The sequence below is a fragment of the Pantoea sp. M_9 genome, from assembly GCF_008631385.1.
Classification (GTDB): Bacteria; Pseudomonadota; Gammaproteobacteria; order Enterobacterales; family Enterobacteriaceae; genus Pantoea; species Pantoea eucrina.
Genome location: NZ_VWUF01000021.1, coordinates 1 through 25708, shown reverse-complemented (window position 1 = coordinate 25708; position 25708 = coordinate 1). Strand labels below are relative to the sequence as shown.

Below are 25708 nucleotides of genomic sequence, written 5' to 3'. Positions count from 1 at the left end.
GCGTTGAGATGGTCATGCCGGGCGACAACATCAAGATGGTTGTTACCCTGATCCACCCAATCGCGATGGACCAGGGTCTGCGCTTCGCAATCCGCGAAGGCGGCCGTACCGTTGGCGCGGGCGTTGTTGCTTCTGTTATCGCTTAATTGCGATAGTATTTGACGCAATGCGCATGAAAAGGGCATCATTTGATGCCCTTTTTGCACGCTGTCACTTAGAACCTGGCTCATCAGTGATTTTCAATCATAATCATTGCTGAGACAGGCTCTGTTTTACAGCGCTGGAGACCGAGTTATGCCCAACAGCTCATTCGGTTTGGATGCCTCGCCTATACGCGGGGCAGAATAGTTTCTGAATTATTGTGGCAGGTTGGTTTATGAGTGCGAATACCGAAGCTCAAGGGAGCGGGCGCGGCCTGGAAGCGATAAAGTGGGTAGCTGTGATTGCGTTACTGCTGGTTGCCATTGTAGGCAACTATCTCTATCGCGATATTACGCTGCCCTTACGTGCGCTGGCTGTAGTAGTGCTGATCGCTGCTGCGGGTGGCATCGCTTTACTGACTATCAAAGGTAAAGCAACCGTGGCTTTTGCTCGTGAAGCAAGAACCGAAATGCGCAAGGTTATCTGGCCAACCCGTCAGGAAACCTTACATACCACGCTAATCGTTGCCGCGGTTACGGCCGTGATGTCACTGATTTTGTGGGGGCTGGATGGTATTCTGGTCCGTCTGGTATCGTTTATTACTGGCCTGAGGTTCTGAGATGTCTGAAGCTCCAAAAAAACGCTGGTACGTCGTTCAGGCGTTCTCCGGTTTTGAAGCCCGCGTAGCGAAGTCGCTGCAAGAGCATATCAAACTGCACAACATGGAAGAACTGTTTGGTGACGTCATGGTGCCGACTGAAGAAGTCGTTGAAATCCGTGGCGGTCAGCGTCGCAAAAGCGAGCGCAAATTCTTCCCTGGCTACGTGCTGGTACAGATGGTGATGAATGACGCCAGCTGGCACCTGGTGCGCAGTGTACCGCGTGTAATGGGCTTCATTGGCGGTACATCTGACCGTCCTGCACCAATCAGTGACAAAGAAGTTGATGCGATTATGAACCGCCTGCAGCAGGTAGGTGATAAGCCGCGTCCGAAAACGCTGTTTGAGCCAGGCGAGATGGTACGCGTCAACGACGGTCCGTTTGCTGACTTCAACGGCGTGGTCGAAGAAGTTGACTATGAGAAGAGCCGCCTGAAAGTGTCGGTCTCTATCTTTGGTCGTGCAACACCGGTTGAGCTCGATTTTGCTCAGGTGGAGAAAGGTTAACCCTTTTGTTCACTTTTTGACTCTTGCAGAAGGCGCGAAATTTACCTATAATTTCGCGCCTTTTGTTTTTACACGCTGGCAACGGCGGGTAAATCGTTACCACGGGGAGCCTGTTTTCAGGCGCTATACCCAATAGAGGAATTATCATGGCCAAGAAAGTACAAGCCTACGTTAAGCTGCAGGTTGCAGCTGGTATGGCTAACCCGAGCCCACCGGTTGGTCCGGCTCTGGGTCAGCAGGGTGTTAACATCATGGAATTCTGTAAAGCGTTTAACGCCAAAACAGAATCTCTGGAGAAAGGCCTGCCTACTCCAGTTGTTATCACCGTATATAGCGACCGTTCTTTCACCTTCGTTACCAAAACGCCTCCGGCTGCCGTACTGCTGAAAAAAGCAGCGGGCATCAAGTCTGGTTCTGGTAAGCCGAACAAAGACAAAGTCGGTAAAGTAACTCGTGCTCAGGTACGTGAAATCGCAGAAACCAAAGCTGCGGACATGACTGGTGCTGACGTAGAAGCGATGACTCGCTCTATCGAAGGTACTGCTCGTTCCATGGGCCTGGTAGTGGAGGATTAAGAAATGGCTAAGCTGACCAAGCGCATGCGCGTGATCCGTGACAAAGTTGATGCAACTAAACAGTACGACATCAACGAAGCTGTTGCTCTGCTGAAAGAACTGGCTACTGCCAAATTCACAGAAAGCGTAGACGTTGCTGTTAACCTCGGCATCGATGCACGTAAATCTGATCAGAACGTACGTGGTGCAACCGTTCTGCCACACGGTACTGGTCGTTCAGTACGTGTTGCTGTCTTTACCCAGGGCGCAAACGCTGAAGCTGCTAAAGCAGCTGGCGCTGAGCTGGTGGGTATGGAAGATCTGGCCGATCAGATCAAAAAAGGCGAAATGAACTTTGACGTCGTTATCGCATCTCCGGATGCAATGCGCGTTGTTGGCCAGCTGGGCCAGGTTCTGGGTCCACGTGGTCTGATGCCAAACCCGAAAGTTGGTACTGTAACGCCAAACGTTGCTGAAGCGGTTAAGAACGCTAAAGCAGGTCAGGTTCGTTATCGTAACGACAAAAACGGCATCATCCACACTACCATCGGTAAAGTGGACTTCGATACTGACAAACTGAAAGAAAACCTGGAATCTCTGCTGGTTGCGCTGAAAAAAGCAAAACCTGCTCAGGCTAAAGGCGTGTACATCAAGAAAGTCAGCATCTCTACCACTATGGGCGCCGGCGTTGCCGTTGACCAGGCTGGTCTGAACGCAGCAGCAAACTAATTGCTGCTTGAAACGGGCGAAAAATTCATCTAGAATCTTACGCCCGTTGTTCTGAATGAACGCTGTTCTCAGAACCCAAATTCATAGCCGCTGCGGCTTAATGTGGTAATGCATTAAAATACAGCGGCTAAGGTTGGAGCCAGGCCTGATCCTGGCCTCCGTCCAAGACCGCAGGAGCGGAAATTTCTTCGGAAACTCTGCTTAATATCCTGCGTAGACGGTGACAGAACCAAAAAGATTTATTTCTTCACTGGATTCTGCTCACCGTGTAATAGCGCCTGCTGCTTTCGGGCAGTCAGGTGAAGTGAGTTCCGGGAAATTTTTCCCGGTCAAATCCAGGAGCAAAGCTAATGGCATTAAATCTTCAAGGCAAACAAGCGATTGTTGCTGAAGTTAGCGAAGTAGCCAAAGGCGCGCTTTCAGCGGTTGTTGCGGATTCCCGTGGCGTTACCGTTGATAAAATGACTGAACTGCGTAAAGCAGGTCGTGAAGCTGGCGTTTACATGCGTGTTGTTCGCAACACCCTGCTGCGCCGCGTCGTTGAAGGGACTCCTTTCGAGTGCCTGAAAGACACGTTTGTTGGTCCGACCCTGATTGCATACTCTATGGAACACCCGGGCGCTGCTGCTCGTCTGTTTAAAGAGTTCGCGAAAGCGAATGCAAAATTTGAGGTCAAAGCTGCAGCCTTTGAAGGTGAGCTGATCACGGCGGACAATATTGACCGTCTGGCAACTCTGCCGACTTACGAAGAAGCACTGGCACGTCTGATGTCGACCATGAAAGAAGCCGCTGCTGGCAAACTGGTTCGCACTCTGGCTGCTGTACGCGATGCAAAAGAAGCGGCTTAAGGCCTCTCTCTTTTCCTTCGTACCTGCTTACGTATAAACTTTTTGTGAATTTTAGGAACAATCGACATGTCTATCACTAAAGATCAAATCCTGGAAGCCGTTGCAGCTATGTCCGTAATGGAAGTAGTTGAGCTGGTTTCTGCTATGGAAGAAAAATTCGGCGTTTCTGCTGCTGCTGCTGTAGCTGTAGCTGCTGGCCCGGCTGAAGCTGTTGAAGAGAAAACTGAGTTCGACGTTGTGCTGAAAGCAGCTGGCGCGAACAAAGTAGCAGTAATCAAAGCAGTACGTACTGCAACTGGTCTGGGCCTGAAAGAAGCCAAAGATCTGGTTGAAGCGACTGGCGTGATCAAAGAAGGCATCAGCAAAGATGACGCAGCTGCACTTGAAGCTGCTCTGAAAGAAGCTGGCGCTGAAGTTGAAGTTAAGTAAGACAACCTTAGGGTTGCAGTCTGAGTAATCGGGCTGATGGCTGGTGACTTTTTGGTCACCAGCCTTTTTGCGCTACAGGGGAACGATGGCGTTTCGCACTGTTTATCCATTGTTTCTCTTCAATATCTTTTTCTATCGACGCCTTAATATACCGCTCTCCTGTGAAGGTTCCCTGCCGGCACAATAGCGATGAAATGATTTAAGAGTGATAGAAAGATGTATTGCATGGGGTGCCACGCATCGCATGAAAAACAAAAATAGTGTTGCATAACTGTCCCGTCAGGACGGACAGCGTGGGTCGACTTGTCAGCTAGCTGAGGAACCCTATGGTTTACTCCTATACCGAGAAAAAACGTATTCGTAAGGATTTTGGTAAACGTCCACAAGTTCTGGATGTTCCCTATCTCCTTTCTATCCAGCTTGACTCGTTTCAGAAGTTCATCGAGCAAGATCCAGAAGGCCAGTACGGTCTGGAAGCAGCCTTCCGTTCCGTGTTCCCAATCGCGAGCTACAGCGGCAACTCTGAATTGCAGTATGTCAGCTATCGCCTGGGTGAGCCGGTCTTTGACGTAACTGAATGTCAGATCCGTGGCGTGACCTATTCGGCACCGCTGCGCGTGAAACTGCGTCTGGTGATCTATGAGCGCGAAGCGCCGGAAGGCACCGTCAAAGACATCAAAGAACAAGAAGTCTACATGGGTGAAATTCCACTCATGACTGACAACGGTACCTTTGTTATCAATGGTACTGAGCGTGTTATCGTTTCTCAGCTGCATCGTAGTCCTGGCGTGTTCTTTGACAGCGATAAGGGTAAAACGCACTCTTCCGGTAAAGTGCTTTATAACGCACGTATCATCCCTTACCGTGGTTCATGGCTCGACTTCGAGTTCGATCCAAAAGATAACCTGTTCGTCCGTATTGACCGTCGTCGTAAGCTGCCGGCCAGTATCATCCTGCGCGCGCTGGAATACACCACTGAGCAGATCCTCGATCTGTTCTTCGAAAAAGTGGTCTTTGAAATCCGCGACAACAAGCTCCAAATGGAACTGGTGCCTGAGCGCCTGCGTGGCGAAACAGCTTCCTTCGATATCGAAGCCAACGGTACGGTCTACGTTGAGAAAGGTCGTCGCATCACTGCGCGTCATATTCGCCAGCTGGAAAAAGATAGCGTTCAGCATATCGAAGTTCCGGTTGAATATATCGCCGGTAAAGTCGTTGCTAAAGACTACATCGATCTGAACACCGGTGAGCTGATTGTTCCGGCTAACATGGAGCTGTCACTGGATCTGCTGGCGAAACTGAGCCAGTCGGGCCACAAGCGCATCGAAACCCTGTTCACCAACGATCTGGATCACGGCCCTTATATCTCCGAGACCCTGCGTGTTGACCCAACCAACGATCGCCTGAGCGCGCTGGTTGAGATCTACCGTATGATGCGTCCGGGCGAGCCGCCAACGCGTGAAGCAGCGGAAAACCTGTTTGAGAACCTGTTCTTCTCTGAAGATCGTTACGATCTCTCTGCGGTCGGCCGCATGAAGTTCAACCGCTCTCTGCTGCGCGATGAGATCGAAGGTTCAGGTATCCTGAGCAAAGAAGATATCATCGAGGTGATGAAGAAGCTGATCGGTATCCGTAACGGTATCGGTGAAGTGGATGACATCGATCACCTTGGTAACCGTCGTATCCGTTCTGTCGGTGAGATGGCTGAGAACCAGTTCCGCGTAGGTCTGGTTCGCGTTGAGCGTGCAGTGAAAGAGCGTCTGTCACTGGGCGATCTCGATACGCTGATGCCGCAGGATATGATTAACGCCAAGCCAATTTCAGCCGCAGTGAAAGAGTTCTTTGGTTCCAGCCAGCTGTCTCAGTTTATGGACCAGAACAACCCGCTGTCTGAAATTACGCATAAGCGCCGTATTTCTGCTCTGGGCCCAGGCGGTCTGACCCGTGAGCGTGCTGGCTTTGAAGTGCGTGACGTACACCCGACTCACTACGGTCGCGTATGTCCAATCGAAACGCCGGAAGGCCCGAACATCGGCCTGATCAACTCACTCTCTGTCTACGCGCAGACCAACGAATATGGTTTCCTTGAGACACCATACCGTCGCGTTGTTGATGGCAAAGTGAGTGACGAAATTCATTACCTTTCTGCGATTGAAGAGGGTAACTACGTTATCGCTCAGGCGAACACCAACCTTGCTGATGATGGCAGCTTTGTTGACGACCTCGTCACCTGCCGCAGCAAAGGTGAGTCGAGCCTGTTCAGCCGCGATCAGGTTGACTACATGGACGTTTCCACCCAGCAGGTGGTTTCTGTCGGTGCGTCACTGATCCCGTTCCTGGAACACGATGATGCTAACCGCGCCCTGATGGGTGCGAACATGCAACGTCAGGCGGTCCCGACCCTGCGCGCTGATAAGCCGCTGGTAGGTACCGGTATGGAGCGTGCAGTAGCGGTTGACTCCGGTGTAACTGCCGTCGCGAAACGTGGTGGTACCGTACAGTATGTAGATGCATCCCGTATCGTTATCAAAGTTAACGAAGAAGAGATGTACGCAGGCGAAGCCGGTATCGACATCTACAACCTGACCAAGTACACCCGTTCAAACCAGAACACCTGTATCAACCAGATGCCGTGTGTCTCTCTGGGTGAGCCAATCGAGCGCGGTGACGTGCTGGCAGATGGTCCATCCACCGATCTGGGTGAGCTGGCGCTGGGTCAGAACATGCGCGTGGCGTTCATGCCATGGAACGGTTACAACTTCGAAGACTCCATCCTCGTCTCAGAGCGTGTAGTGCAGGAAGACCGTTTCACCACGATTCACATTCAGGAACTGGCTTGCGTGTCCCGTGACACCAAACTGGGGCCGGAAGAGATCACCGCTGACATCCCGAACGTCGGCGAAGCTGCGCTCTCCAAGCTGGATGAATCCGGTATCGTCTATATCGGTGCAGAAGTCACCGGTGGTGACATTCTGGTCGGTAAGGTAACGCCTAAAGGTGAAACCCAGCTGACGCCAGAAGAGAAACTGCTGCGCGCTATCTTCGGTGAAAAAGCGTCCGACGTGAAAGACTCGTCGCTGCGCGTACCGAATGGCGTCTCTGGTACCGTTATCGATGTGCAGGTCTTTACCCGCGATGGCGTAGAAAAAGACAAGCGCGCGCTGGAAATCGAAGAGATGCAGCTGAAGCAGGCGAAGAAAGACCTGTCTGAAGAACTGCAGATCCTCGAAGCGGGTCTGTTCAGCCGTATTCAGGCTGTGCTGATCGCAGGCGGCGTTGAAGCGGATAAGCTGGACAAGCTGCCGCGTGAGCGCTGGCTGGAGCTGGGCCTGACTGACGAAGAGAAGCAGAATACTCTCGAGCAGCTGGCCGGACAGTATGATGAGCTGAAGCACGAGTTTGAGAAGAAACTCGAAGCGAAGCGTCGCAAAATCACCCAGGGCGACGATCTGGCACCAGGCGTGCTGAAGATCGTTAAGGTTTATCTGGCCGTTAAACGTCAGATCCAGCCTGGTGACAAAATGGCAGGTCGTCACGGTAACAAAGGTGTTATCTCCAAGATCAACCCGATCGAAGATATGCCTTATGACGAAAACGGCACGCCGGTTGACATCGTACTGAACCCGCTGGGCGTACCATCGCGTATGAACATCGGTCAGATCCTGGAAACCCACCTGGGTATGGCGGCGAAAGGCATTGGTGAGAAGATCAATGCGATGCTGAAGAAGCAGGAAGAAGTCGCCAAACTGCGTGAGTTTATCCAGCGTGCTTACGATCTGGGCACCGACGTGCGTCAGAAAGTTGATCTGAACACCTTCTCGGACGATGAAGTGCTGCGTCTGGCAGAGAACCTGAAAAAAGGTATGCCAATCGCCACGCCAGTGTTCGATGGTGCGAAAGAGAGCGAGATCAAAGAGCTGCTGCAGCTCGGCGGCCTGCCTTCTTCTGGTCAGATCACGCTGTTTGATGGCCGTACCGGTGAGCAGTTTGAGCGTCAGGTAACCGTAGGTTACATGTACATGCTGAAACTGAACCACCTGGTTGATGACAAGATGCACGCCCGTTCGACCGGCTCCTACAGCCTCGTTACTCAGCAGCCGCTGGGTGGTAAGGCGCAGTTCGGTGGTCAGCGCTTCGGTGAGATGGAAGTGTGGGCACTGGAAGCATACGGTGCCGCGTATACCCTGCAGGAAATGCTTACCGTTAAGTCTGATGACGTCAACGGCCGTACGAAGATGTATAAAAACATCGTCGATGGCAACCATCAGATGGAACCGGGCATGCCGGAATCTTTCAACGTACTGTTGAAAGAGATCCGCTCGCTGGGTATCAACATCGAGCTGGAAGACGAGTAAGCACTCGCAAGTACTGGTTATGGGACGCGCACTCCGGGTGCGCGTCCCTGAGAGTTCCACTCCGACGGGAGCTAATCCGTGAAAGACTTACTTAAGTTTCTGAAAGCGCAAACTAAAACCGAAGAGTTTGATGCGATCAAAATTGCGCTGGCTTCGCCAGACATGATCCGTTCCTGGTCTTTTGGTGAAGTTAAAAAGCCGGAAACCATTAACTACCGTACCTTCAAGCCAGAGCGTGACGGTCTTTTCTGTGCCCGTATTTTCGGACCGGTTAAAGACTACGAGTGCCTGTGCGGTAAGTACAAGCGCCTGAAACATCGCGGTGTTATCTGCGAGAAGTGCGGCGTTGAAGTGACGCAGACCAAAGTACGCCGTGAGCGTATGGGTCACATCGAGCTGGCTTCACCTACTGCACACATCTGGTTCCTGAAGTCGCTGCCGTCCCGTATCGGCCTGCTGCTGGATATGCCACTGCGTGACATTGAGCGTGTCCTCTACTTCGAATCCTACGTGGTTATCGAAGGCGGCATGACCAACCTGGAAAAACGTCAGATTCTGACGGAAGAGCAGTATCTTGATGCGCTGGAAGAGTTCGGTGACGAATTTGACGCGAAGATGGGTGCGGAAGCGATCCAGGCACTGCTGAAAAATATGGATCTGGAGCAGGAGTGCGAGCAGCTGCGTGAAGAGCTGAATGAGACTAACTCCGAGACCAAACGTAAAAAGCTGACCAAGCGTATCAAGCTGCTGGAAGCGTTCGTGCAGTCTGGCAACAAGCCAGAGTGGATGATCCTGACCGTTCTGCCGGTTCTGCCGCCAGATCTGCGTCCGCTGGTACCGCTGGATGGTGGTCGTTTCGCAACGTCAGATCTGAACGATCTCTATCGTCGCGTGATCAACCGTAACAACCGTCTGAAGCGTCTGTTGGATCTGGCTGCGCCAGATATCATCGTGCGTAACGAAAAGCGTATGCTGCAGGAAGCGGTAGATGCCCTGCTGGATAACGGCCGTCGCGGTCGTGCCATCACAGGCTCTAACAAGCGTCCGCTGAAATCGCTGGCTGACATGATCAAAGGTAAGCAGGGTCGTTTCCGTCAGAACCTGCTGGGTAAACGCGTTGACTACTCCGGTCGTTCGGTTATCACCGTGGGTCCATACCTGCGTCTGCATCAGTGCGGTCTGCCGAAGAAAATGGCGCTGGAGCTGTTCAAACCGTTCATCTACGGCAAGCTGGAGCTGCGTGGTCTTGCTACCACCATCAAAGCTGCCAAGAAAATGGTTGAGCGTGAAGAAGCGGTTGTCTGGGATATCCTGGACGAAGTTATCCGCGAACACCCGGTACTGCTGAACCGTGCGCCAACGCTGCACCGTCTCGGTATCCAGGCGTTTGAACCGGTTCTGATCGAAGGTAAAGCGATTCAGCTGCACCCGCTGGTCTGTGCGGCCTATAACGCCGACTTCGATGGTGACCAGATGGCGGTACACGTTCCGCTGACGCTGGAAGCTCAGCTGGAAGCGCGTGCGCTGATGATGTCGACCAACAACATTCTGTCGCCAGCGAACGGTGAGCCAATCATCGTTCCTTCACAGGACGTTGTTCTGGGTCTGTACTATATGACCCGCGACAAAGTAAACGCCAAAGGCGAAGGCATGGTGCTGACCGGTCCGAAAGAAGCTGAGCGTGTTTACCGCGCTGGCCTGGCTGAGCTGCACGCCCGCGTTAAAGTGCGTATTACAGAATATGCGAAAAACGAACAGGAAGAGCTCGTTGCGAAAACCAGCCTGATCGACACGACCATTGGCCGTGCGATTCTGTGGATGATCGTACCGAAAGGTCTGCCTTACTCCATCGTCAACCAGGCGCTGGGTAAGAAAGCGATCTCCAAAATGCTGAACACCTGTTACCGCATTCTGGGCCTGAAGCCGACCGTTATCTTTGCTGACCAGACCATGTACACCGGTTTCGCCTATGCAGCCCGTTCAGGTGCATCAGTCGGTATCGACGACATGGTTATTCCGGCGAAGAAAGCGGAAATCATCGCTGAAGCTGAAGCTGAAGTGGCTGAGATCCAGGAGCAGTTCCAGTCTGGTCTGGTTACGGCGGGTGAACGTTATAACAAAGTCATCGATATCTGGGCCGCTGCCAACGAACGCGTCTCTAAAGCGATGATGGATAATCTGCAGACGGAAACCGTTATCAACCGTAACGGCGAAGAAGAGCAGCAGGTCTCGTTCAACAGCATCTACATGATGGCCGACTCCGGTGCGCGTGGTTCTGCAGCACAGATTCGTCAGCTGGCAGGTATGCGTGGTCTGATGGCGAAGCCAGATGGCTCCATCATCGAGACGCCTATCACGGCAAACTTCCGTGAAGGCCTGAACGTACTGCAGTACTTCATCTCGACGCACGGTGCACGTAAAGGTCTGGCCGATACCGCACTGAAAACGGCAAACTCCGGTTATCTGACCCGTCGTCTGGTTGACGTGGCGCAGGATCTGGTCGTTACCGAAGATGACTGCGGCACGTTCGAAGGCATCATGATGACGCCGGTTATCGAAGGTGGCGACGTTAAAGAGCCGCTGCGTGAGCGTGTACTGGGTCGTGTAACGGCTGAAGACGTTCTGAAGCCAGGCACTGCTGACATCCTGATCCCGCGTAACACGCTGATCGATGAGCACTGGTGTGACGTAGTGGAAGAGAACTCCGTTGACGTCATCAAAGTGCGTTCAGTCGTAAGCTGTGAAACCGACTTCGGTGTGTGTGCACACTGCTACGGTCGCGACCTGGCACGTGGTCACATCATCAACAAAGGTGAGGCCATCGGCGTTATCGCAGCACAGTCCATCGGTGAGCCGGGTACTCAGCTGACAATGCGTACGTTCCACATCGGTGGTGCGGCATCGCGTGCGGCTGCTGAATCCAGCATTCAGGTGAAGAACAAAGGTACTATCAAGCTGACCAACGCGAAGTCAGTAACCAACTCCTCCGGGAAGCTGGTTATCGTTTCACGTAACGTTGAGCTGAAGATGATCGACGAGTTCGGTCGTACCAAAGAGAGCTATAAAGTGCCTTACGGTGCGGTGATGGCGAAAGGTGATGGCGAGCAGGTTGCTGCAGGCGAAACCGTAGCAAACTGGGATCCGCACACCATGCCGGTAATCACCGAAGTGGGTGGTTTCATCCGCTTCACCGACATGATCGACGGTCAGACCATTACCCGTCAGACTGACGACCTTACCGGTCTGTCATCGCTGGTGGTACTGGATTCCGCAGAGCGTACTGCTGGCGGTAAAGACCTGCGTCCGGCGCTGAAAATTGTTGATGCTAACGGCAACGACGTTCTGATCCCGGGCACCGACATGCCGGCTCAGTACTTCCTGCCAGGTAAAGCGATTGTGCAGCTGGAAGATGGCGTGAAGATCAGCTCGGGTGATACCCTGGCGCGTGTTCCGCAGGAATCTGGCGGTACCAAGGATATCACCGGTGGTCTGCCGCGCGTTGCGGATCTGTTCGAAGCGCGTCGTCCGAAAGAGCCAGCTATTCTGGCAGAGATCAGCGGTATCATCTCCTTCGGTAAAGAGACCAAAGGCAAGCGTCGTCTGGTGATCACACCGGTTGATGGCAGCGATCCGTACGAAGAGATGATTCCGAAGTGGCGTCAGCTTAACGTATTCGAAGGTGAGCGCGTGGAACGCGGTGACGTCGTATCTGACGGCCCGGAATCACCACACGACATCCTGCGTCTGCGTGGCGTTCATGCGGTAACGCGTTATATCACTAACGAAGTGCAGGAAGTTTACCGCCTGCAGGGCGTTAAGATTAACGATAAGCACATCGAAGTCATCGTACGTCAGATGCTGCGTAAAGCGACCATCATGAGCGCAGGTAGCTCGGAGTTCCTTGAAGGCGAGCAGGCAGAAGTCTCCCGCATCAAGATCTCCAACCGCGATCTGGAGACCGCTGGCAAAATCGGCGCAACCTATGCGCGCGATCTGCTGGGTATTACCAAAGCGTCTCTGGCAACCGAGTCGTTTATCTCTGCAGCCTCGTTCCAGGAGACCACGCGTGTCCTGACCGAAGCCGCAGTAGCAGGCAAGCGTGATGAACTGCGCGGCCTGAAAGAGAACGTTATCGTGGGTCGTCTGATCCCGGCTGGTACCGGTTATGCTTACCATCAGGATCGTATGCGTCGCCGTCAGGCGGGTGAAGCACCGGTTGCACCGCAGGTGACTGCGGATGAAGCCTCTGCAAGCCTGGCTGAGCTGCTGAACGCTGGTCTGGGTGGCAACAACGACGAGTAATCGTCTGCTGCACCGATGATAAAAAACCCTGCTCCGGCAGGGTTTTTTTTTGCCTGATGCTCAGCGCTTACACTTTACATCGTGGCGCGTCAGGCCAATATCGCGCAGCTGATTATCGCTAAGCTGAGCCAGTACCTGACGCGTCGCGCGTCGGGCACGCCACTGCTTCAGCATCCGCAGCGCCGCACGGATAATGTCTGGCAGCGTTACGCTGAAAGGTTTTGCAGCACGATTCTGATCAAATTCCATTCTCTCGCTCCTCAACAGGGGTATCTGAGCAGCATTGTCCGTTTTCCCGTCAAAACCATACAGACCCAAATACAGGGTTTGTTAACCATACAGATTGCGTTTTGTCCCGTCTGAATGCTAAAAGTAGCGCTTATCTGTACTGGTTTTTTAGATGGATTTGTTACCAGGAGCATACAATGACGCGCTATCAGCATCTGGCCTGCCTGCTCTCCGATCGGATTGAGCAGGGGCTTTATCGCAGCGGTGAACGCCTGCCTTCAGTACGCACGCTGAGTAGCGAGCATGGGGTCAGTATCAGCACCGTGCAGCAGGCGTATCATCTGCTGGAAGAGAAGCAGCTGATCGTACCGCAGCCGCGATCCGGCTATTTTGTCGCCACGCATAAAGCGACCCCGCCGATGCCTGCGCTGACGCGCCCGGTACAGCGGCCGGTAGAGGTTACGCAGTGGGATTCCGTGCTGGAACTGCTCAGCAGCCGCACCAGCGGTGACGTGATGCAGCTGGGCAGCGGCATGCCCGATCTGACGCAGCCCACGCTGAAACCGCTGTGGAAAATCATGAGCCGGCTGGCGCAGAAACAGCAGACCGAACTGCTCAACTATGACAGTCTGCTCGGCGTCAGCGCCCTGCGCGAGCAGGTGGCGCGCCTGACCATCGACAGCGGTTGCCAGCTGACGGCAGAGGATATTGTGATCACCACCGGCTGCCATGAGGCGCTGTCGGTTTCCATTCGCGCCGTCTGCGCGCCGGGTGACATCATTGCGGTAGAGTCGCCCGCGTTTCATGGCACGATGCAGACATTGCGCGGACTGGGGATCAGGGTGATTGAAATCCCGACCGACTCAGTCACCGGGATCAGCCTTGAGGCACTGGAGTTGGCGTTTGAGCAGTGGCCAATCAAAGCCGTAGTGGTGGTGCCAAACTGCAATAATCCGCTGGGTTTTATTATGCCGGAAGCGCGCAAGCGGGCGCTGCTGGCGCTGGCGCAGCGGGTTGATGCCGCCATCATAGAGGATGATGTCTATGGCGAGCTGGCATGGGACTACCCGCGTCCTGTCACGCTCAAATCGCTCGACATGGATGGCCGCGTGCTGCTCTGCAGCTCATTTTCAAAAACGCTGGCACCGGGGCTGCGGGTGGGCTGGGTGGCACCGGGTCGCTATCGCGACAGGGTACTGCATATGAAATATATCGGCACCGGATCCACGGCCACGCTGCCGCAGCACACCGTGGCGGAGTTTATTCGCCAGGGCCACTATCTCCCGCACCTGCGCCGTATGCGCCAGGTGTATCAGCGCAACTATGAAACATTCAGCTGCTGGGTGCGGCACTACTTTCCCTGCGGCATCTGCGTATCGCGCCCGCAGGGTGGGTTTCTGATGTGGATTGAGCTGCCGGAGGCGTTTGATGCGGTGCGGCTTAATGCCGAGCTGCGCGAGGCCAGCCTGCAGGTCGCCGTGGGTTCTCTGTTTTCCGCTGCGGGTAAATACCGTAACTGTCTGCGACTCAATTACGGCTTGCCCATGAATGAACAGACGGAGCAGGCGCTGGCGCGGCTGGGAATGGCGGTAGAGCGCGCCATGCAGGCGTGCAGCAGCGACAAACATCAGGCGGAGCAGCTGGTGGCGGAGTAAACCGGAAAGGCAGGGCTGGAGGAAGAGAAGGGGAACCAGCCCTGGCCCGCTGCAAATCACAGCGGGCAGACGTACTGTAACGGTTTCCGGCGCGCAGACGAGGCCTGCTGGCTACCCCTGCGGGCCGGCTTGCGCCATTTCTGCGCGGGTTACACGAATTTTCAGGCCTCTGCGATCGGCGTTCCGCTTCCCACCAGCTGCAGCAGCTCAGCGGTGGCCGCGCGCCAGTCAGTCGCCTGCGTGATAGCGCTGACAACCGCCACGCTGCCGACACCGGTCGCCAGCACCTCAGGCACGCGCGCCAGTGAAATGCCGCCGATAGCGACCGCAGGGATACCCTGCAGATGCGGCAGGTGTTGCTGCAGCCGGACCACTCCCTGCGGCGCAGACGGCATCTGCTTGGTTTGCGTGGGGAAGATGTGCCCCAGTGCGATATAGGAGGGGCGCAGTGCCACCGCGCGCTCCCGCTCTGCGTCATCATGCGTTGAGATGCCCAGCCTCAGGCCCGCCTGCTGAATCGCCTGCAGATCCGCCACCTCCAGATCCTCCTGACCCAGGTGTACGCCGTATGCCTGATGCGCAATGGCCAGCCGCCAGTAATCATTAATGAACAGCCGTGCGTGATAGTGCCGGCCCAGCGCAATCGCTTCACGCACAGCGTCTTCTGCATCCCGATCCGGCAGATCTTTGATGCGCAGCTGGATTGTGCGTACCCCGGCGGCCAGCAGGCGTTCGATCCAGCTGACGCTGTCAACCACCGGATAGAGTCCCAGCTGCGGGGCAGTCGCAGCAAACGCGGTTGTCATGCTTTCTCCTTACCGATCGCATCCGCAGGGTGATAGAGCTCACCACCGCGGCGGCGGAATGTCTCAGACATCTCTGCCATTCCCGCTTCAGCCACTTCAACCGGCTGTGCCTCAGCCTGCTGGCGCGCCGCAAACTCCCGCACTTCCTGGGTAATTTTCATTGAGCAGAACTTCGGCCCGCACATAGAACAGAAGTGCGCGACTTTGCCCGATTCCTGCGGCAGCGTCTCATCGTGGTAGGCGCGGGCGGTATGCGGATCCAGCGCGAGGTTAAACTGATCTTCCCAGCGGAATTCAAAGCGCGCTTTGGACATAGCGTTATCGCGGATCTGCGCCCCCGGATGCCCTTTGGCCAGATCGGCGGCATGCGCGGCGATCTTGTAGGTGATAAGCCCCTGTTTGACATCCTCTTTATTGGGCAGCCCGAGGTGCTCTTTCGGCGTTACATAGCAGAGCATGGCGCAGCCAAACCAGCCAATCATCGCCGCGCCAATACCGGAGGTAAAGTGGTCGTAGCCCGGTGCGATATCGGTAGTCAGCGGGCCAAGCGTATAAAAGGGCGCTTCATGGCAGTGGTCGAGCTGCTCGGTCATGTTGCGCCGGATCATCTGCATCGGAATATGGCCCGGTCCTTCAATCATCACCTGCACGTCATACTCCCAGGCGATTTTGGTCAGCTCACCTAAGGTTCTGAGTTCTGCAAACTGCGCCTCATCGTTGGCATCCTGAATCGATCCCGGGCGCAGGCCATCGCCCAGCGAGAGGGCCACGTCATAAGCGGCGCAGATTTCACAGATATCGCGGAAATGCTGATAAAGAAAACTCTCCTGGTGATGTGACAGGCACCATTTCGCCATGATTGAGCCGCCGCGCGACACGATACCGGTCAGGCGTCTGGCCGTCATCGGCACATAGCGCAGCAGCACGCCGGCGTGAATAGTGAAGTAGTCGACGCCCTGCTCCGCCTGCTCCAGCAGCGTATCGCGGAAAATTTCCCAGTTAAGGTTTTCAGCGATGCCATTCACCTTCTCCAGCGCCTGATAGATCGGCACGGTGCCGATGGGGACCGGGCTGTTGCGCAGGATCCACTCGCGCGTTTCATGAATGTAGCGGCCGGTGGAGAGGTCCATTACGGTATCGGCACCCCAGCGCGTGGACCACACCAGCTTTTCAACCTCCTCTTCAATCGAGGAGCTGACCGCAGAGTTGCCGATATTGGCGTTGATCTTCACCAGAAAATTACGGCCAATAATCATCGGTTCCGATTCGGGGTGGTTGATATTCGACGGAATAATGGCGCGCCCGCTGGCGACTTCATCGCGCACAAATTCTGCGGTGATATTCGCCGGCAGGTGCGCACCAAAAGCTTCGCCCGGATGTTGCTGCAGCAGAACTTCGCTGCGAATCCGTTCGCGCCCCATATTTTCACGTATCGCGATAAACTCCATCTCCGGCGTCACGATGCCCTGACGGGCGTAGTGCAGCTGCGTGACGCAGCGGCCAGGCTTTGCCCGGCGCGGAGAAGGCAGCGATTCAAAGCGCAGATGGTCCAGTCCCTCATCGGCCAGACGCTGCTGGGTATAAGCGGAACTGCGCTGCATAACCGGTTCACTGTCATCACGCTCGTCTATCCACGCGGTGCGCAGCTTTGCCAGTCCCTGATGTACATCGATAGTGGCCTGCGGATCGCCATAGGCGCCGGCGGTGTCATAGACCGGAACCGGCTCATTGATTTCGTACTGTGGCTCCGCTTTGGTGCCGCCGGTATGGGTGGGGCTGAGCTGGATTTCACGCATCGGCACGCGAATATCGGCGCGGCTGCCGCTGATCCAGATACGCTGTGAGCTGGGAAAGGCGGTGCCCTGCAGCGAGTTGATAAAATCCTGCGCTTGCGCGCGCTGTTCACGACGAGAAGGTTTAGCAGCAGACATAGCAAAATTCCTGAAGTCAGTGGAAGTTGCTTGTCCGGAGTCCGGAAGGAGTAACAGCGCCTGCAGACAGGTAAAACCCAAGCGCGCGCTGATAATAGCTACTCTTGTTCCCTTCGCAGGTACTAACCTGATCAGGTTCCGCGGATCCCGAATTAACGGTCTCAGCCCCGAAGGGCACTCCGACAAGGTGTTTCTGTTCAAAACAATAAAAGCCCACTCAGCATAAGTGGGCTTTTACGGAATAACAAGGATTTTACAACTGCAGCAGGATCAGGCCGGACGCGCGATGGTACTGTCGTTTGCTACCGGCGGAGAAACCAGCTGGTTATCCCACGCCATCTGAATCAGCTTATCTTCCAGCGAGAAGCGCGAAGCCAGCGTTTCGCCTACTTCAGAGAGTGCCTGCTGGAATTCAACGCAGTTTTCATCCGTAATTGCCTGCTGCAAATGGGTGTCATACAGCTGCATGATGCGATCGGTATTGCTTTCAAGCGCCGGATAGAGATGCGCAGCAGCAACCAGCGGACTGTCACCCTGCAGATCTTTGATAATGCGCTCATACATGCTGAAGTGGCCGGTTGAGAGATAGTCCACCAGCGTATGGCAGAAATCATCCAGTGCCTGCTCGTTCAGCACCGCCAGCGCCTCTTTATTCGGCTTGATGCCAATTAATTCATAGTAAGTGACAAGCAGATGTCGACGCGCACGTAACCATGCATCGACTAATTCATTACCGCCACCGACACGCCTGGTCAGGTTATCTAACTGGGTAAGCATATGAGGCTCCCGGTGAGTTATAGTTGTTCATTACACTTAACATCAGACTTTCAGCGTGCCGTGCGACGCTAAGGACAACGAATAAGATGCAACGTGAGATCTCAAGCGTAGACGCTGGCTGGTGGATTGTCAGCTCTGAACAGAAACTTTGGTTGCCGCAGGGTGAGCTGCCGCACGGCTTAGCGGCAGATTTTGGTCTGGCAGGCCAGCACGGCATACTTATCGGTGAATGGCTGGGCGAAAACGTCTGGCTGATCCAGGCGTCGCGCCCGGAAAACATGGGCTCGGTGCGGCAGGTTATCGATCAGGATACCGGACTGTTTCAGCTTGCCGGCCGGGGGGTGCAGCTGGCTGAATTCTACCGTTCCCACCGCTGGTGCGGCTACTGCGGCCATGAAATGCGCATCAGCCCGCGTGAGTTTGCCTGCCTCTGTACCCACTGCCGCGAACGTTACTATCCGCAGATTGCGCCCTGCATCATTGTGGCGATTCGCCGCGGCGACGAGATCCTGCTGGCCAATCACGCCCGCCATCGCAACAGCATCTATACGGTACTGGCCGGCTTTGTTGAAGTAGGCGAAACGCTGGAGCAGGCGGTGGCGCGTGAGGTCATGGAGGAGAGTAACGTACGGGTAAAAAACGTACGCTATGTGACCTCGCAGCCGTGGCCCTTTCCCCATTCGCTGATGACGGCATTTATGGCGGAGTATGAGGATGGTGAGCTGCAGCACGATGGAAAAGAGCTGCTCGATGCGGGCTGGTATCGCTTTGATGCGCTGCCCCAGCTGCCGCCGCCAGGCACCGTGGCCCGGCGCCTGATTGAGGACACCGTGGCGCTGTGTCGCGCCAGCGTGGCATGAAAATGCTACACTGACGCCCTTAGCATGAGAGAGCCCATTATGAGTGAACTGAAGAACGACCGTTATCTGCGCGCCCTGCTGCGCCAGCCTGTAGATGTTACCCCGGTCTGGATGATGCGTCAGGCCGGACGCTATTTACCGGAGTACAAAGCCACGCGCGCTGAAGCCGGTGATTTTATGTCGCTGTGTAAAAATGCTGAGCTGGCGTGTGAAGTGACGCTGCAGCCGCTGCGCCGCTATCCGCTGGATGCAGCGATCCTCTTCAGCGATATTTTGACCATCCCGGATGCGATGGGGCTGGGACTCTATTTTGAAACCGGCGAAGGTCCGCGCTTCTCCCGTCCGATTACCTGTCGTGCGGATGTTGATAACCTGCCGGTGCCCGATCCGGAGCAGGAACTGGGTTATGTGATGAATGCGGTACGAACCATCCGCCGCAATCTCAGGGGAGCCGTCCCGCTGATTGGTTTTTCCGGCAGTCCGTGGACGCTGGCCACCTATATGGTTGAGGGCGGCAGCAGCAAGGCATTCACCAAAATCAAAAAGATGATGTATGCCGAACCGCACACGCTGCACACGCTGCTGGACAAGCTGGCGGACAGCGTGATCCTCTACCTCAATGCGCAGATCAACGCGGGTGCGCAGTCGGTCATGATCTTCGATACCTGGGGTGGTGTGCTGACCGGACGCGACTACCGCGATTTTTCGCTGAACTACATGCATAAAATTGTGGAAGGCCTGGTACGTGAGAACGAAGGCCGGCGCGTCCCGGTCACGCTCTTTACCAAAGGCGGCGGACAGTGGCTGGAGGCGATGGCTGCTACCGGCTGTGATGCGCTGGGGCTGGACTGGACCATGGATATGGCCGAGGCGCGTCGCCGCGTGGGCCATCAGGTTGCGCTGCAGGGTAACATGGACCCGTCTATGCTTTATGCGCCGCCTGCCCGTATTGAAGAGGAGGTGGCCAGCATTCTTGCCGGGTTTGGCGAGGGTGAAGGACACGTGTTTAATCTCGGACACGGTATCCATCAGGATGTGCCGCCGGAACATGCAGGTGTGTTCGTTGAGGCGGTGCATCGTCTTTCGCGACAATATCATCAGGAATAAGCATGGATTTAGCCGCATTACGTCAGGAACAGCTGGCGCTGGCTGCTAACGTGGTGCGGCAGGACGATTTTGACGTTCTGCCGCCGCGCTTTATCGGCGGCGCTGATGTCGGATTTGAGCAGGGGGGTGAGGTGACGCGCGCCGCGATCGTCATTCTGGAATACCCCTCACTTACGCTGGTGGAGCATCGCATTGCGCGCATTCCTACCACTATGCCCTATATTCCGGGCTTTCTCTCGTTTCGGGAGATGCCTGCGCTGCAGGCGGCCTGGCAGCAGCTGACGCAGCAGCCCGACCTGCTGTTTGTGGACGGGCACGGCATCTCGCACCCCCGGCGCCTCGGCGTGGCGGCGCATTTTGGCTCAATCGTGGATATTCCCACTATCGGCGTAGCCAAAAAGCGGCTGTGTGGACGCTTTGCCGATCTGGACGCCGCACCCGGTAGCCGGCAGCCGCTGATGGATAAAGGTGAGCAGCTTGCCTGGGTGTGGCGCAGCAAAGCGCGCTGTAACCCGCTGTTTATCTCTACCGGACACCGTGTCAGCCTGGACAGCGCGCTGCACTGGGTTGAAGCCTGCATGGGCGGCTACCGTTTGCCGGAGCCTACGCGCTGGGCAGATGCGGTCGCCTCAGGGCGTCCGGCCTTTGTGAAGTGGCAAAATGCGCGCTGACGCTGTTTGTCCGCGCCTTTTGCGGTACACTGCCGCCAGCTAACCTATTGAGAGTAAGTTTGATGTTACAGAACCCCGTGCATTTGCGTCTGGCGAAGCTGGAAAGCTGGCAGCATATGACCTTCATGGCCTGTTTATGCGAGCGGATGTTCCCTAATTACTGGGCCTTCTGCGAACAGACCGGATTTGCCGATCCTCAGCTCTATCGCCGCATTCTTGATCTGGTATGGGAAAGCCTGACGGTGAAAGATGCCAAAATCAATTTCGACAGCCAGCTGGAGAAACTGGAAGAGGCGATCCCGGCTGGTGACGATTTTGATGTTTACGGTGTTCATCCGGCCATCGATGCCTGCGTAGCGCTGAGCGAAGTGCTGCACGCGATGCTGAGCGGTGAAACGCTGGAGCATGCGATTGAAGTAAGCCGCACCTCCATCACCACCGTGGCTATCCTGGAAATGACGCAGGCCGGACGCGAAATGAGCGACGAAGAACTGCGTGAAAACCAGGCGGTCATTGATGAATGGGACATGCAGTGGGAGATTTTTCGCCTGCTGGCTGAGTGCGAAGAGCGCGACCTTGAGCTGATTAAAGGACTGCGTTCTGACCTGCGCGAAGCCGGAATCAGTAACATCGGTATAAATTTTCAGCAGTAAGGCGAGAAAACGTGATTCCAGGCCTGAATTAGCGCGCCTGGAGGCTTCACATCAGCCCCCTGTCTGGTCTACATTTGGGGGGCTGAAAATTGTGGCTATCGGTGCGTGCAGGCTGAAGAGTGCCAGAATATGGCTTTTCCCTCGCACTCGTTGCTTAGCAAGCGATAAATACACTTTAAGGATAACTTATGAACAAGACTCAACTGATTGATGTGATCGCAGAAAAAGCGGACCTGTCTAAAACCCAGGCTAAAGCTGCGCTGGAATCTACCCTGGCTGCGATCACTGAGTCTCTGAAAGAAGGTGATGCTGTACAACTGGTTGGTTTTGGTACTTTTAAAGTGAACCACCGCGCTGAGCGTACCGGTCGTAACCCACAGACTGGCAAAGAGATCAAAATCGCTGCAGCAAACGTACCAGCTTTCGTTTCTGGTAAAGCACTGAAAGACGCAGTTAAGTAAGTTTTCCGCCTTGCGGTTTAGCTTTAGAAGAGGGGCGATTTCGCCCCTTTTTGTTACCGGAGCCTGCTATGTCGAATACGCTTTTTCGGCGCATCCGTATCCTGCTCTGTGCTGTCCTGCTTTCCGGCTGCAGCGCCACGCCTGATCTTCCGGCATTTACCGCCAGCGGCTACCTGGCCGACCGCGGCGCGGTTCGTATCTGGCGCAAAAACAGCGACCACGATCTGATCCACCTGCGTACCGTTTATAACCCTTTCAGCACGCCCGTGCGCGAAACAACAGACTATATCTGGCAACACGAGACGCTGCTGAGCGTGGAACGCCATCTTACCGGCGAGCAGCCCGATGACGTCACGCTGCGTTTTGATCATCAGGGTAACCTGAATTTTATGCAGCGACAGCTGGCAGGACGGCGCGAAGCGCTGAGTGATGATGCCGTCGCGCTCTATCGCTTTGACGCACAGCGTATGCTGGCCCAGAGCAATGCGCTGCTGAGCGGCCGGGTATTACTGAAGCAGGGACACTGGCTGGGCGGCAATCGGGTACGCGACTGTGCGGGTAACCCGCAAAATGTCGCGTTCGACAGTGACACGCTGAGTCGCCTGACGCAGCAGCAGGGGTCTCAGCCGCTGATGGTGTCATGGCTTGAAGCGCCGGAGGGGATTCAGATATTGCGTGTTACCGCAGAGGATGAGTGCAGCTGGCAGCCGACAGAGAGCGATCTGAGCGGCTAGAGAAAACGGGGCACAGCAGGGTGCCCCGTGGATATCAGCGATTGATGGCGCGATAGCCGATGTCGCGACGGCAGAAGCAGCCGTCCCAGGAGATAGTCTCTGCCAGCGCATAGGCGTTGCGCTGCGCGATGGCGACATCTTCACCCAGTGCGGTCACGCACAGCACGCGTCCGCCGCTGGTGACAACCCGATCGTCCTGCAGCGTGGTGCCGGCATGGAACACTTTACCTTCCGGCACGGCTTCAAGCGGCAGACCGTGGATCTGATCGCCGGTACGGTAGCTGCCCGGATAGCCGCCTGCAGCCAGCACGACACCCAGTGCAGGGCGCGGATCCCACTCTGAGCTCTGCGTATCCAGGGTGCCATCGACCGCTGCCAGGCAGAGAGCCACCAGATCGGAGTTCAGCCGCAGCATAATGGGCTGGGTCTCCGGATCGCCAAAGCGGCAGTTAAATTCAATGACCTTTGGCTGACCCGCTTTGTCGATCATCAGTCCGGCATACAGGAAACCGGTATAGGTATTGCCTTCCGCTTTCATACCGTTCACGGTTGGCCAGATGATCTGGTCCATCACGCGCTGGTGGATCTCATCAGTCACCACCGGAGCCGGTGAATAGGCTCCCATGCCGCCGGTGTTGGGTCCGGTATCGCCATCGCCAGCGCGTTTATGATCCTGGCTGGTAGCCATCGGCAGCACGTGGTCGCCATCCACCATGACAATAAAGCTGGCTTCTTCACCGTCAAGAAACTCTTCAATCACGATACGATGGCCGGCATCGCCAAACGCATTACCCGCCAGCATATCCTGAACTGCCGCTTCCGCTTCGGCCAGCGTCATCGCGACAATGACGCCTTTACCTGCAGCCAGGCCATCGGCTTTGATAACAATGGGTGCGCCTTTCTGACGCAGATAAGCCAGCGCTGGCTCTGTCTCGGTAAAGTTCTGGTACTCAGCGGTCGGGATCTGCTGGCGCGCCAGAAAATCCTTGGTGAACGCTTTTGAGCCTTCCAGCTGTGCGGCCGCCTGCGTCGGACCAAAGATCTTCAGTCCGGCGGCGCGGAAGGCATCAACCACGCCAATCACCAGCGGTGCTTCCGGACCGACAATCGTCAGATCGATCTGCTCCTGCTGTGCAAACGCGAGCAGGGCAGGGATATCGGTCGCGCTGATAGCCACATTCTGCAGGGCCGGCTCCAGCGCGGTGCCTGCGTTACCCGGTGCAACAAACACGGTTTCAGCCAGCGGTGACTGTGACGCTTTCCACGCCAGCGCGTGCTCGCGTCCGCCATTACCAATTACTAAAATTTTCATCATTGCTGCTCCAGCTGTTAATGGCGGAAATGGCGCATATCGGTAAAGATCATCGCGATGCCGTGTTCATCTGCAGCAGCAATCACCTCTTCATCGCGGATAGAACCACCGGGCTGAATGACACAGCTGACGCCGGCAGCGGCAGCAGCATCGATACCATCGCGGAACGGGAAGAAAGCGTCAGACGCCATCGCTGAGCCTGTGACCTCCAGCCCCTCATCGCTCGCCTTAATACCGGCAATTTTGGCCGAATAAACGCGGCTCATCTGACCGGCACCTATACCGATAGTCATGTTATCGCGGGCGTAAACAATGGCATTGGATTTAACAAACTTGGCGACTTTCCAGCAGAACAGCGCGTCACGCAGCTCCTGCTCAGTGGGCTGGCGCTGCGTGACCACGCGAAGCTGGTCGGCAGTGATCATGCCCAGGTCGCGATCCTGTACCAGCAGACCGCCGTTGACCCGTTTAAAGTCCAGGCTGGCAACCGGCTGCTGCCACTGACCGCAGATCAGCACGCGCACGTTCTGTTTGGCTGCCGTCACCTGCAGCGCTGCGTCACTGGCAGAAGGGGCAATAATTACTTCAACAAACTGACGGCTGATAATCGCCTGTGCAGTCGCCTCATCCAGCTCGCGGTTAAACGCGATAATGCCGCCAAAAGCTGAGGTCGGGTCAGTCTTATAGGCGCGTTCATAGGCTTCAAGGATCGATGCGCCCGCCGCTACGCCACATGGGTTAGCGTGTTTGACGATGACACAGGCAGGTTCATCAAACGCTTTTACGCACTCCAGTGCGGCATCGGTATCTGCAATATTGTTATAGGAGAGCGCCTTACCCTGCAGCTGCTGCGCCGTGGCTACCGACGCTTCCGCGATCTCTTCTTCTATATAGAAGGCGGCATCCTGATGGCTGTTCTCGCCATAGCGCATATCCTGCTTCTTAATGAAGTTGAGGTTAAGCGTGCGCGGGAAGCGACCGGCGGGCGCCTGCGTTTCGCCATGATAGGCAGGCACCAGCGTGCCGAAGTAGTTTGCGATCATGCTGTCATAGGCAGCGGTATGTTCAAACGCTTTGATGGCCAGATTGAAGCGCGTCTCCAGCGTCAGCGCATTCTCACTGGCATCCATCTCTGCAATGATGCTGGTGTAGTCGCTGCTCTTAACCACAATCGCCACATCTTTATGATTCTTTGCCGCTGAGCGCACCATAGTTGGCCCGCCGATATCGATATTTTCGACCGCATCTTCCAGCGAGCAGTCAGGCTTCGCTACGGTCTGCGCAAAGGGATAGAGGTTGACCACCACCATATCAATCGGGTTGATAGCGTGCTCTGCCATCATCGCGTCGTCGGTACCGCGACGACCAAGGATGCCGCCATGTACTTTAGGATGCAGAGTTTTAACGCGTCCATCCATCATTTCCGGGAAACCGGTGTAGTCAGACACTTCAATGACGGGCAGGCCTGCATCTGCCAGCAAACGTGCAGTGCCACCTGTGGAGAGCAGCTCGACGCCCCGTTGTGAGAGAGCATGAGCAAATTCGAGGATACCGGCTTTATCAGAGACACTGAGCAGAGCGCGGCGTACAGGACGACGTTGTTGCATGGTGGTTTTATCCCTTGGCTTTGTTTCGCATAAATAAGAGCGTTACATCAGGCCGAAAGCGCACTTCTATAAAGAAGATAACGCGTTTGCCTCATGTAACGCCCCAAAAGGGGCATCCGTGACGTCGCCGGGCATTGTAGCGAAAACGTTTGCGCGATGCTCGCTTAAATTTATCTGGCTGCTGTTTTGTGGATAACGTTGTGTGTAACAGGGTATAAATCCCCCTTTTGCTGGGGAATGCAGCGAACAGTTATTTTTCGTGAATTTAACGCTTGTCAGCCCGGAAGAACTCCCTATAATGCGCCTCCATCGACACGGCACACCGGCTTACGGAAAACGGCGTCGACAGGAAGATTCGGTAAGAACTTCCGCCGGAGAAAAA

The 25708-nt window shown here is 55.4% G+C and carries 21 protein-coding genes, 1 pseudogene and 1 riboswitch; of the genes and pseudogenes, 16 read left to right on the top strand and 6 right to left on the bottom strand.

Translation table 11 applies throughout. The features are described from left to right. The 9 genes and pseudogenes from tuf to rpoC form a co-directional block, all read left to right on the top strand. Positions 1–146: pseudogene (gene tuf, locus F3I15_RS17455) on the top strand (elongation factor Tu); the annotation flags it as partial. Positions 147–376: 230 nt separating this feature from the next. Further along, a complete protein-coding gene (gene secE / locus F3I15_RS17445) occupies positions 377–760 on the top strand; it encodes a preprotein translocase subunit SecE (RefSeq protein ID WP_039381824.1) in 384 nt (127 codons plus the stop codon). Position 761: 1 nt separating this feature from the next. After that, positions 762–1307, top strand: a complete 546-nt coding sequence (nusG, locus tag F3I15_RS17440; RefSeq protein WP_039381825.1) for a transcription termination/antitermination protein NusG — start codon at positions 762–764, stop codon at positions 1305–1307. Between the two features lie 146 nt (positions 1308–1453). Continuing rightward, complete coding sequence (rplK, locus tag F3I15_RS17435) at positions 1454–1882, top strand: 50S ribosomal protein L11 (RefSeq protein ID WP_013507401.1); 429 nt, start codon at positions 1454–1456, stop codon at positions 1880–1882. 3 nt (positions 1883–1885) lie between these two features. Beyond that, positions 1886–2590, top strand: a complete 705-nt coding sequence (rplA, locus tag F3I15_RS17430) for a 50S ribosomal protein L1 (RefSeq protein ID WP_150018763.1) — start codon at positions 1886–1888, stop codon at positions 2588–2590. 350 nt (positions 2591–2940) lie between these two features. Beyond that, positions 2941–3438: a 50S ribosomal protein L10 gene (gene rplJ / locus F3I15_RS17425; protein WP_065648600.1), complete on the top strand. Its 498-nt coding sequence runs from the start codon at positions 2941–2943 to the stop codon at positions 3436–3438. A gap of 66 nt (positions 3439–3504) precedes the next feature. Continuing rightward, positions 3505–3867, top strand: coding sequence for a 50S ribosomal protein L7/L12 (rplL, locus tag F3I15_RS17420; RefSeq protein WP_065648601.1), 363 nt, complete (start codon positions 3505–3507; stop codon positions 3865–3867). A 326-nt stretch (positions 3868–4193) separates the two neighbouring features. Further along, positions 4194–8222: a DNA-directed RNA polymerase subunit beta gene (rpoB, locus tag F3I15_RS17415; protein ID WP_039381834.1), complete on the top strand. Its 4029-nt coding sequence runs from the start codon at positions 4194–4196 to the stop codon at positions 8220–8222. 78 nt (positions 8223–8300) lie between these two features. Continuing rightward, complete coding sequence (gene rpoC, locus F3I15_RS17410) at positions 8301–12524, top strand: DNA-directed RNA polymerase subunit beta' (RefSeq protein ID WP_039381836.1); 4224 nt, start codon at positions 8301–8303, stop codon at positions 12522–12524. A gap of 60 nt (positions 12525–12584) precedes the next feature. On the opposite strand, the gene F3I15_RS17405 is transcribed toward rpoC, so the two are convergent. Continuing rightward, on the bottom strand, positions 12585–12773 hold the full coding sequence (locus F3I15_RS17405; RefSeq protein WP_150018762.1) for a DUF1127 domain-containing protein: 189 nt from the start codon (positions 12771–12773) through the stop codon (positions 12585–12587). A 176-nt stretch (positions 12774–12949) separates the two neighbouring features. Here F3I15_RS17405 and F3I15_RS17400 point away from each other — a divergent pair, with 176 nt between their 5' ends. Then, positions 12950–14407: a PLP-dependent aminotransferase family protein gene (locus tag F3I15_RS17400; protein WP_150018761.1), complete on the top strand. Its 1458-nt coding sequence runs from the start codon at positions 12950–12952 to the stop codon at positions 14405–14407. Positions 14408–14568: 161 nt separating this feature from the next. On the opposite strand, the gene thiE is transcribed toward F3I15_RS17400, so the two are convergent. The 3 genes from thiE to rsd form a co-directional block, all read right to left on the bottom strand. Then, a complete protein-coding gene (gene thiE / locus F3I15_RS17395; RefSeq protein WP_150018760.1) occupies positions 14569–15213 on the bottom strand; it encodes a thiamine phosphate synthase in 645 nt (214 codons plus the stop codon). Continuing rightward, positions 15210–17144 (bottom strand): phosphomethylpyrimidine synthase ThiC, encoded by a 1935-nt coding sequence (thiC, locus tag F3I15_RS17390; RefSeq protein ID WP_150018759.1) that lies wholly within the window; start codon positions 17142–17144, stop codon positions 15210–15212. Before thiC ends, thiE begins: the two co-directional genes overlap by 4 nt. A gap of 91 nt (positions 17145–17235) precedes the next feature. Then, positions 17236–17336: riboswitch (TPP riboswitch) on the bottom strand. 78 nt (positions 17337–17414) lie between these two features. Next, positions 17415–17921, bottom strand: a complete 507-nt coding sequence (rsd, locus tag F3I15_RS17385; protein WP_150018758.1) for a sigma D regulator — start codon at positions 17919–17921, stop codon at positions 17415–17417. An 86-nt stretch (positions 17922–18007) separates the two neighbouring features. On the opposite strand from rsd, the gene nudC reads away from it, so the two are divergent. The 6 genes from nudC (at position 18008) to F3I15_RS17355 (ending at position 22407) form a co-directional block, all read left to right on the top strand. Continuing rightward, positions 18008–18781 (top strand): NAD(+) diphosphatase, encoded by a 774-nt coding sequence (gene nudC / locus F3I15_RS17380; RefSeq protein ID WP_039381843.1) that lies wholly within the window; start codon positions 18008–18010, stop codon positions 18779–18781. 39 nt (positions 18782–18820) lie between these two features. After that, complete coding sequence (gene hemE / locus F3I15_RS17375) at positions 18821–19888, top strand: uroporphyrinogen decarboxylase (protein WP_150018757.1); 1068 nt, start codon at positions 18821–18823, stop codon at positions 19886–19888. Between the two features lie 2 nt (positions 19889–19890). Continuing rightward, positions 19891–20559 (top strand): deoxyribonuclease V, encoded by a 669-nt coding sequence (gene nfi, locus F3I15_RS17370; protein ID WP_150018756.1) that lies wholly within the window; start codon positions 19891–19893, stop codon positions 20557–20559. A gap of 62 nt (positions 20560–20621) precedes the next feature. Then, complete coding sequence (locus tag F3I15_RS17365; RefSeq protein ID WP_039381849.1) at positions 20622–21212, top strand: YjaG family protein; 591 nt, start codon at positions 20622–20624, stop codon at positions 21210–21212. A gap of 188 nt (positions 21213–21400) precedes the next feature. Next, positions 21401–21673, top strand: coding sequence for a nucleoid-associated protein HU-alpha (gene hupA, locus F3I15_RS17360; protein ID WP_006121511.1), 273 nt, complete (start codon positions 21401–21403; stop codon positions 21671–21673). 68 nt (positions 21674–21741) lie between these two features. Then, the gene (locus F3I15_RS17355; protein WP_150018755.1) at positions 21742–22407 is read left to right on the top strand and encodes a DUF1481 domain-containing protein; all 666 of its coding nucleotides are present in this window, start codon (positions 21742–21744) and stop codon (positions 22405–22407) included. A 34-nt stretch (positions 22408–22441) separates the two neighbouring features. Here F3I15_RS17355 and purD read toward each other — a convergent pair whose 3' ends face one another. Further along, positions 22442–23719 carry a phosphoribosylamine--glycine ligase gene (purD, locus tag F3I15_RS17350; RefSeq protein WP_150018764.1) on the bottom strand — a complete coding sequence of 426 codons (1278 nt, stop codon included), beginning with the start codon at positions 23717–23719 and terminating at the stop codon, positions 22442–22444. A 17-nt stretch (positions 23720–23736) separates the two neighbouring features. Continuing rightward, complete coding sequence (gene purH / locus F3I15_RS17345) at positions 23737–25326, bottom strand: bifunctional phosphoribosylaminoimidazolecarboxamide formyltransferase/IMP cyclohydrolase (protein WP_150018754.1); 1590 nt, start codon at positions 25324–25326, stop codon at positions 23737–23739. Positions 25327–25708 lie beyond the last annotated feature (382 nt).

Coding starts and splice junctions, on each gene's coding strand:
- secE (WP_039381824.1), top strand. CDS start 377: ATGAGTGCGAATACCGAAGCTCAAGGGAGCGGGCGCGGCCTGGAAGCG.
- nusG (WP_039381825.1), top strand. CDS start 762: ATGTCTGAAGCTCCAAAAAAACGCTGGTACGTCGTTCAGGCGTTCTCC.
- rplK (WP_013507401.1), top strand. CDS start 1,454: ATGGCCAAGAAAGTACAAGCCTACGTTAAGCTGCAGGTTGCAGCTGGT.
- rplA (WP_150018763.1), top strand. CDS start 1,886: ATGGCTAAGCTGACCAAGCGCATGCGCGTGATCCGTGACAAAGTTGAT.
- rplJ (WP_065648600.1), top strand. CDS start 2,941: ATGGCATTAAATCTTCAAGGCAAACAAGCGATTGTTGCTGAAGTTAGC.
- rplL (WP_065648601.1), top strand. CDS start 3,505: ATGTCTATCACTAAAGATCAAATCCTGGAAGCCGTTGCAGCTATGTCC.
- rpoB (WP_039381834.1), top strand. CDS start 4,194: ATGGTTTACTCCTATACCGAGAAAAAACGTATTCGTAAGGATTTTGGT.
- F3I15_RS17405 (WP_150018762.1), bottom strand. CDS start 12,773: ATGGAATTTGATCAGAATCGTGCTGCAAAACCTTTCAGCGTAACGCTG.
- F3I15_RS17400 (WP_150018761.1), top strand. CDS start 12,950: ATGACGCGCTATCAGCATCTGGCCTGCCTGCTCTCCGATCGGATTGAG.
- thiE (WP_150018760.1), bottom strand. CDS start 15,213: ATGACAACCGCGTTTGCTGCGACTGCCCCGCAGCTGGGACTCTATCCG.
- thiC (WP_150018759.1), bottom strand. CDS start 17,144: ATGTCTGCTGCTAAACCTTCTCGTCGTGAACAGCGCGCGCAAGCGCAG.
- rsd (WP_150018758.1), bottom strand. CDS start 17,921: ATGCTTACCCAGTTAGATAACCTGACCAGGCGTGTCGGTGGCGGTAAT.
- nudC (WP_039381843.1), top strand. CDS start 18,008: ATGCAACGTGAGATCTCAAGCGTAGACGCTGGCTGGTGGATTGTCAGC.
- hemE (WP_150018757.1), top strand. CDS start 18,821: ATGAGTGAACTGAAGAACGACCGTTATCTGCGCGCCCTGCTGCGCCAG.
- nfi (WP_150018756.1), top strand. CDS start 19,891: ATGGATTTAGCCGCATTACGTCAGGAACAGCTGGCGCTGGCTGCTAAC.
- F3I15_RS17365 (WP_039381849.1), top strand. CDS start 20,622: ATGTTACAGAACCCCGTGCATTTGCGTCTGGCGAAGCTGGAAAGCTGG.
- hupA (WP_006121511.1), top strand. CDS start 21,401: ATGAACAAGACTCAACTGATTGATGTGATCGCAGAAAAAGCGGACCTG.
- F3I15_RS17355 (WP_150018755.1), top strand. CDS start 21,742: ATGTCGAATACGCTTTTTCGGCGCATCCGTATCCTGCTCTGTGCTGTC.
- purD (WP_150018764.1), bottom strand. CDS start 23,719: ATGAAAATTTTAGTAATTGGTAATGGCGGACGCGAGCACGCGCTGGCG.
- purH (WP_150018754.1), bottom strand. CDS start 25,326: ATGCAACAACGTCGTCCTGTACGCCGCGCTCTGCTCAGTGTCTCTGAT.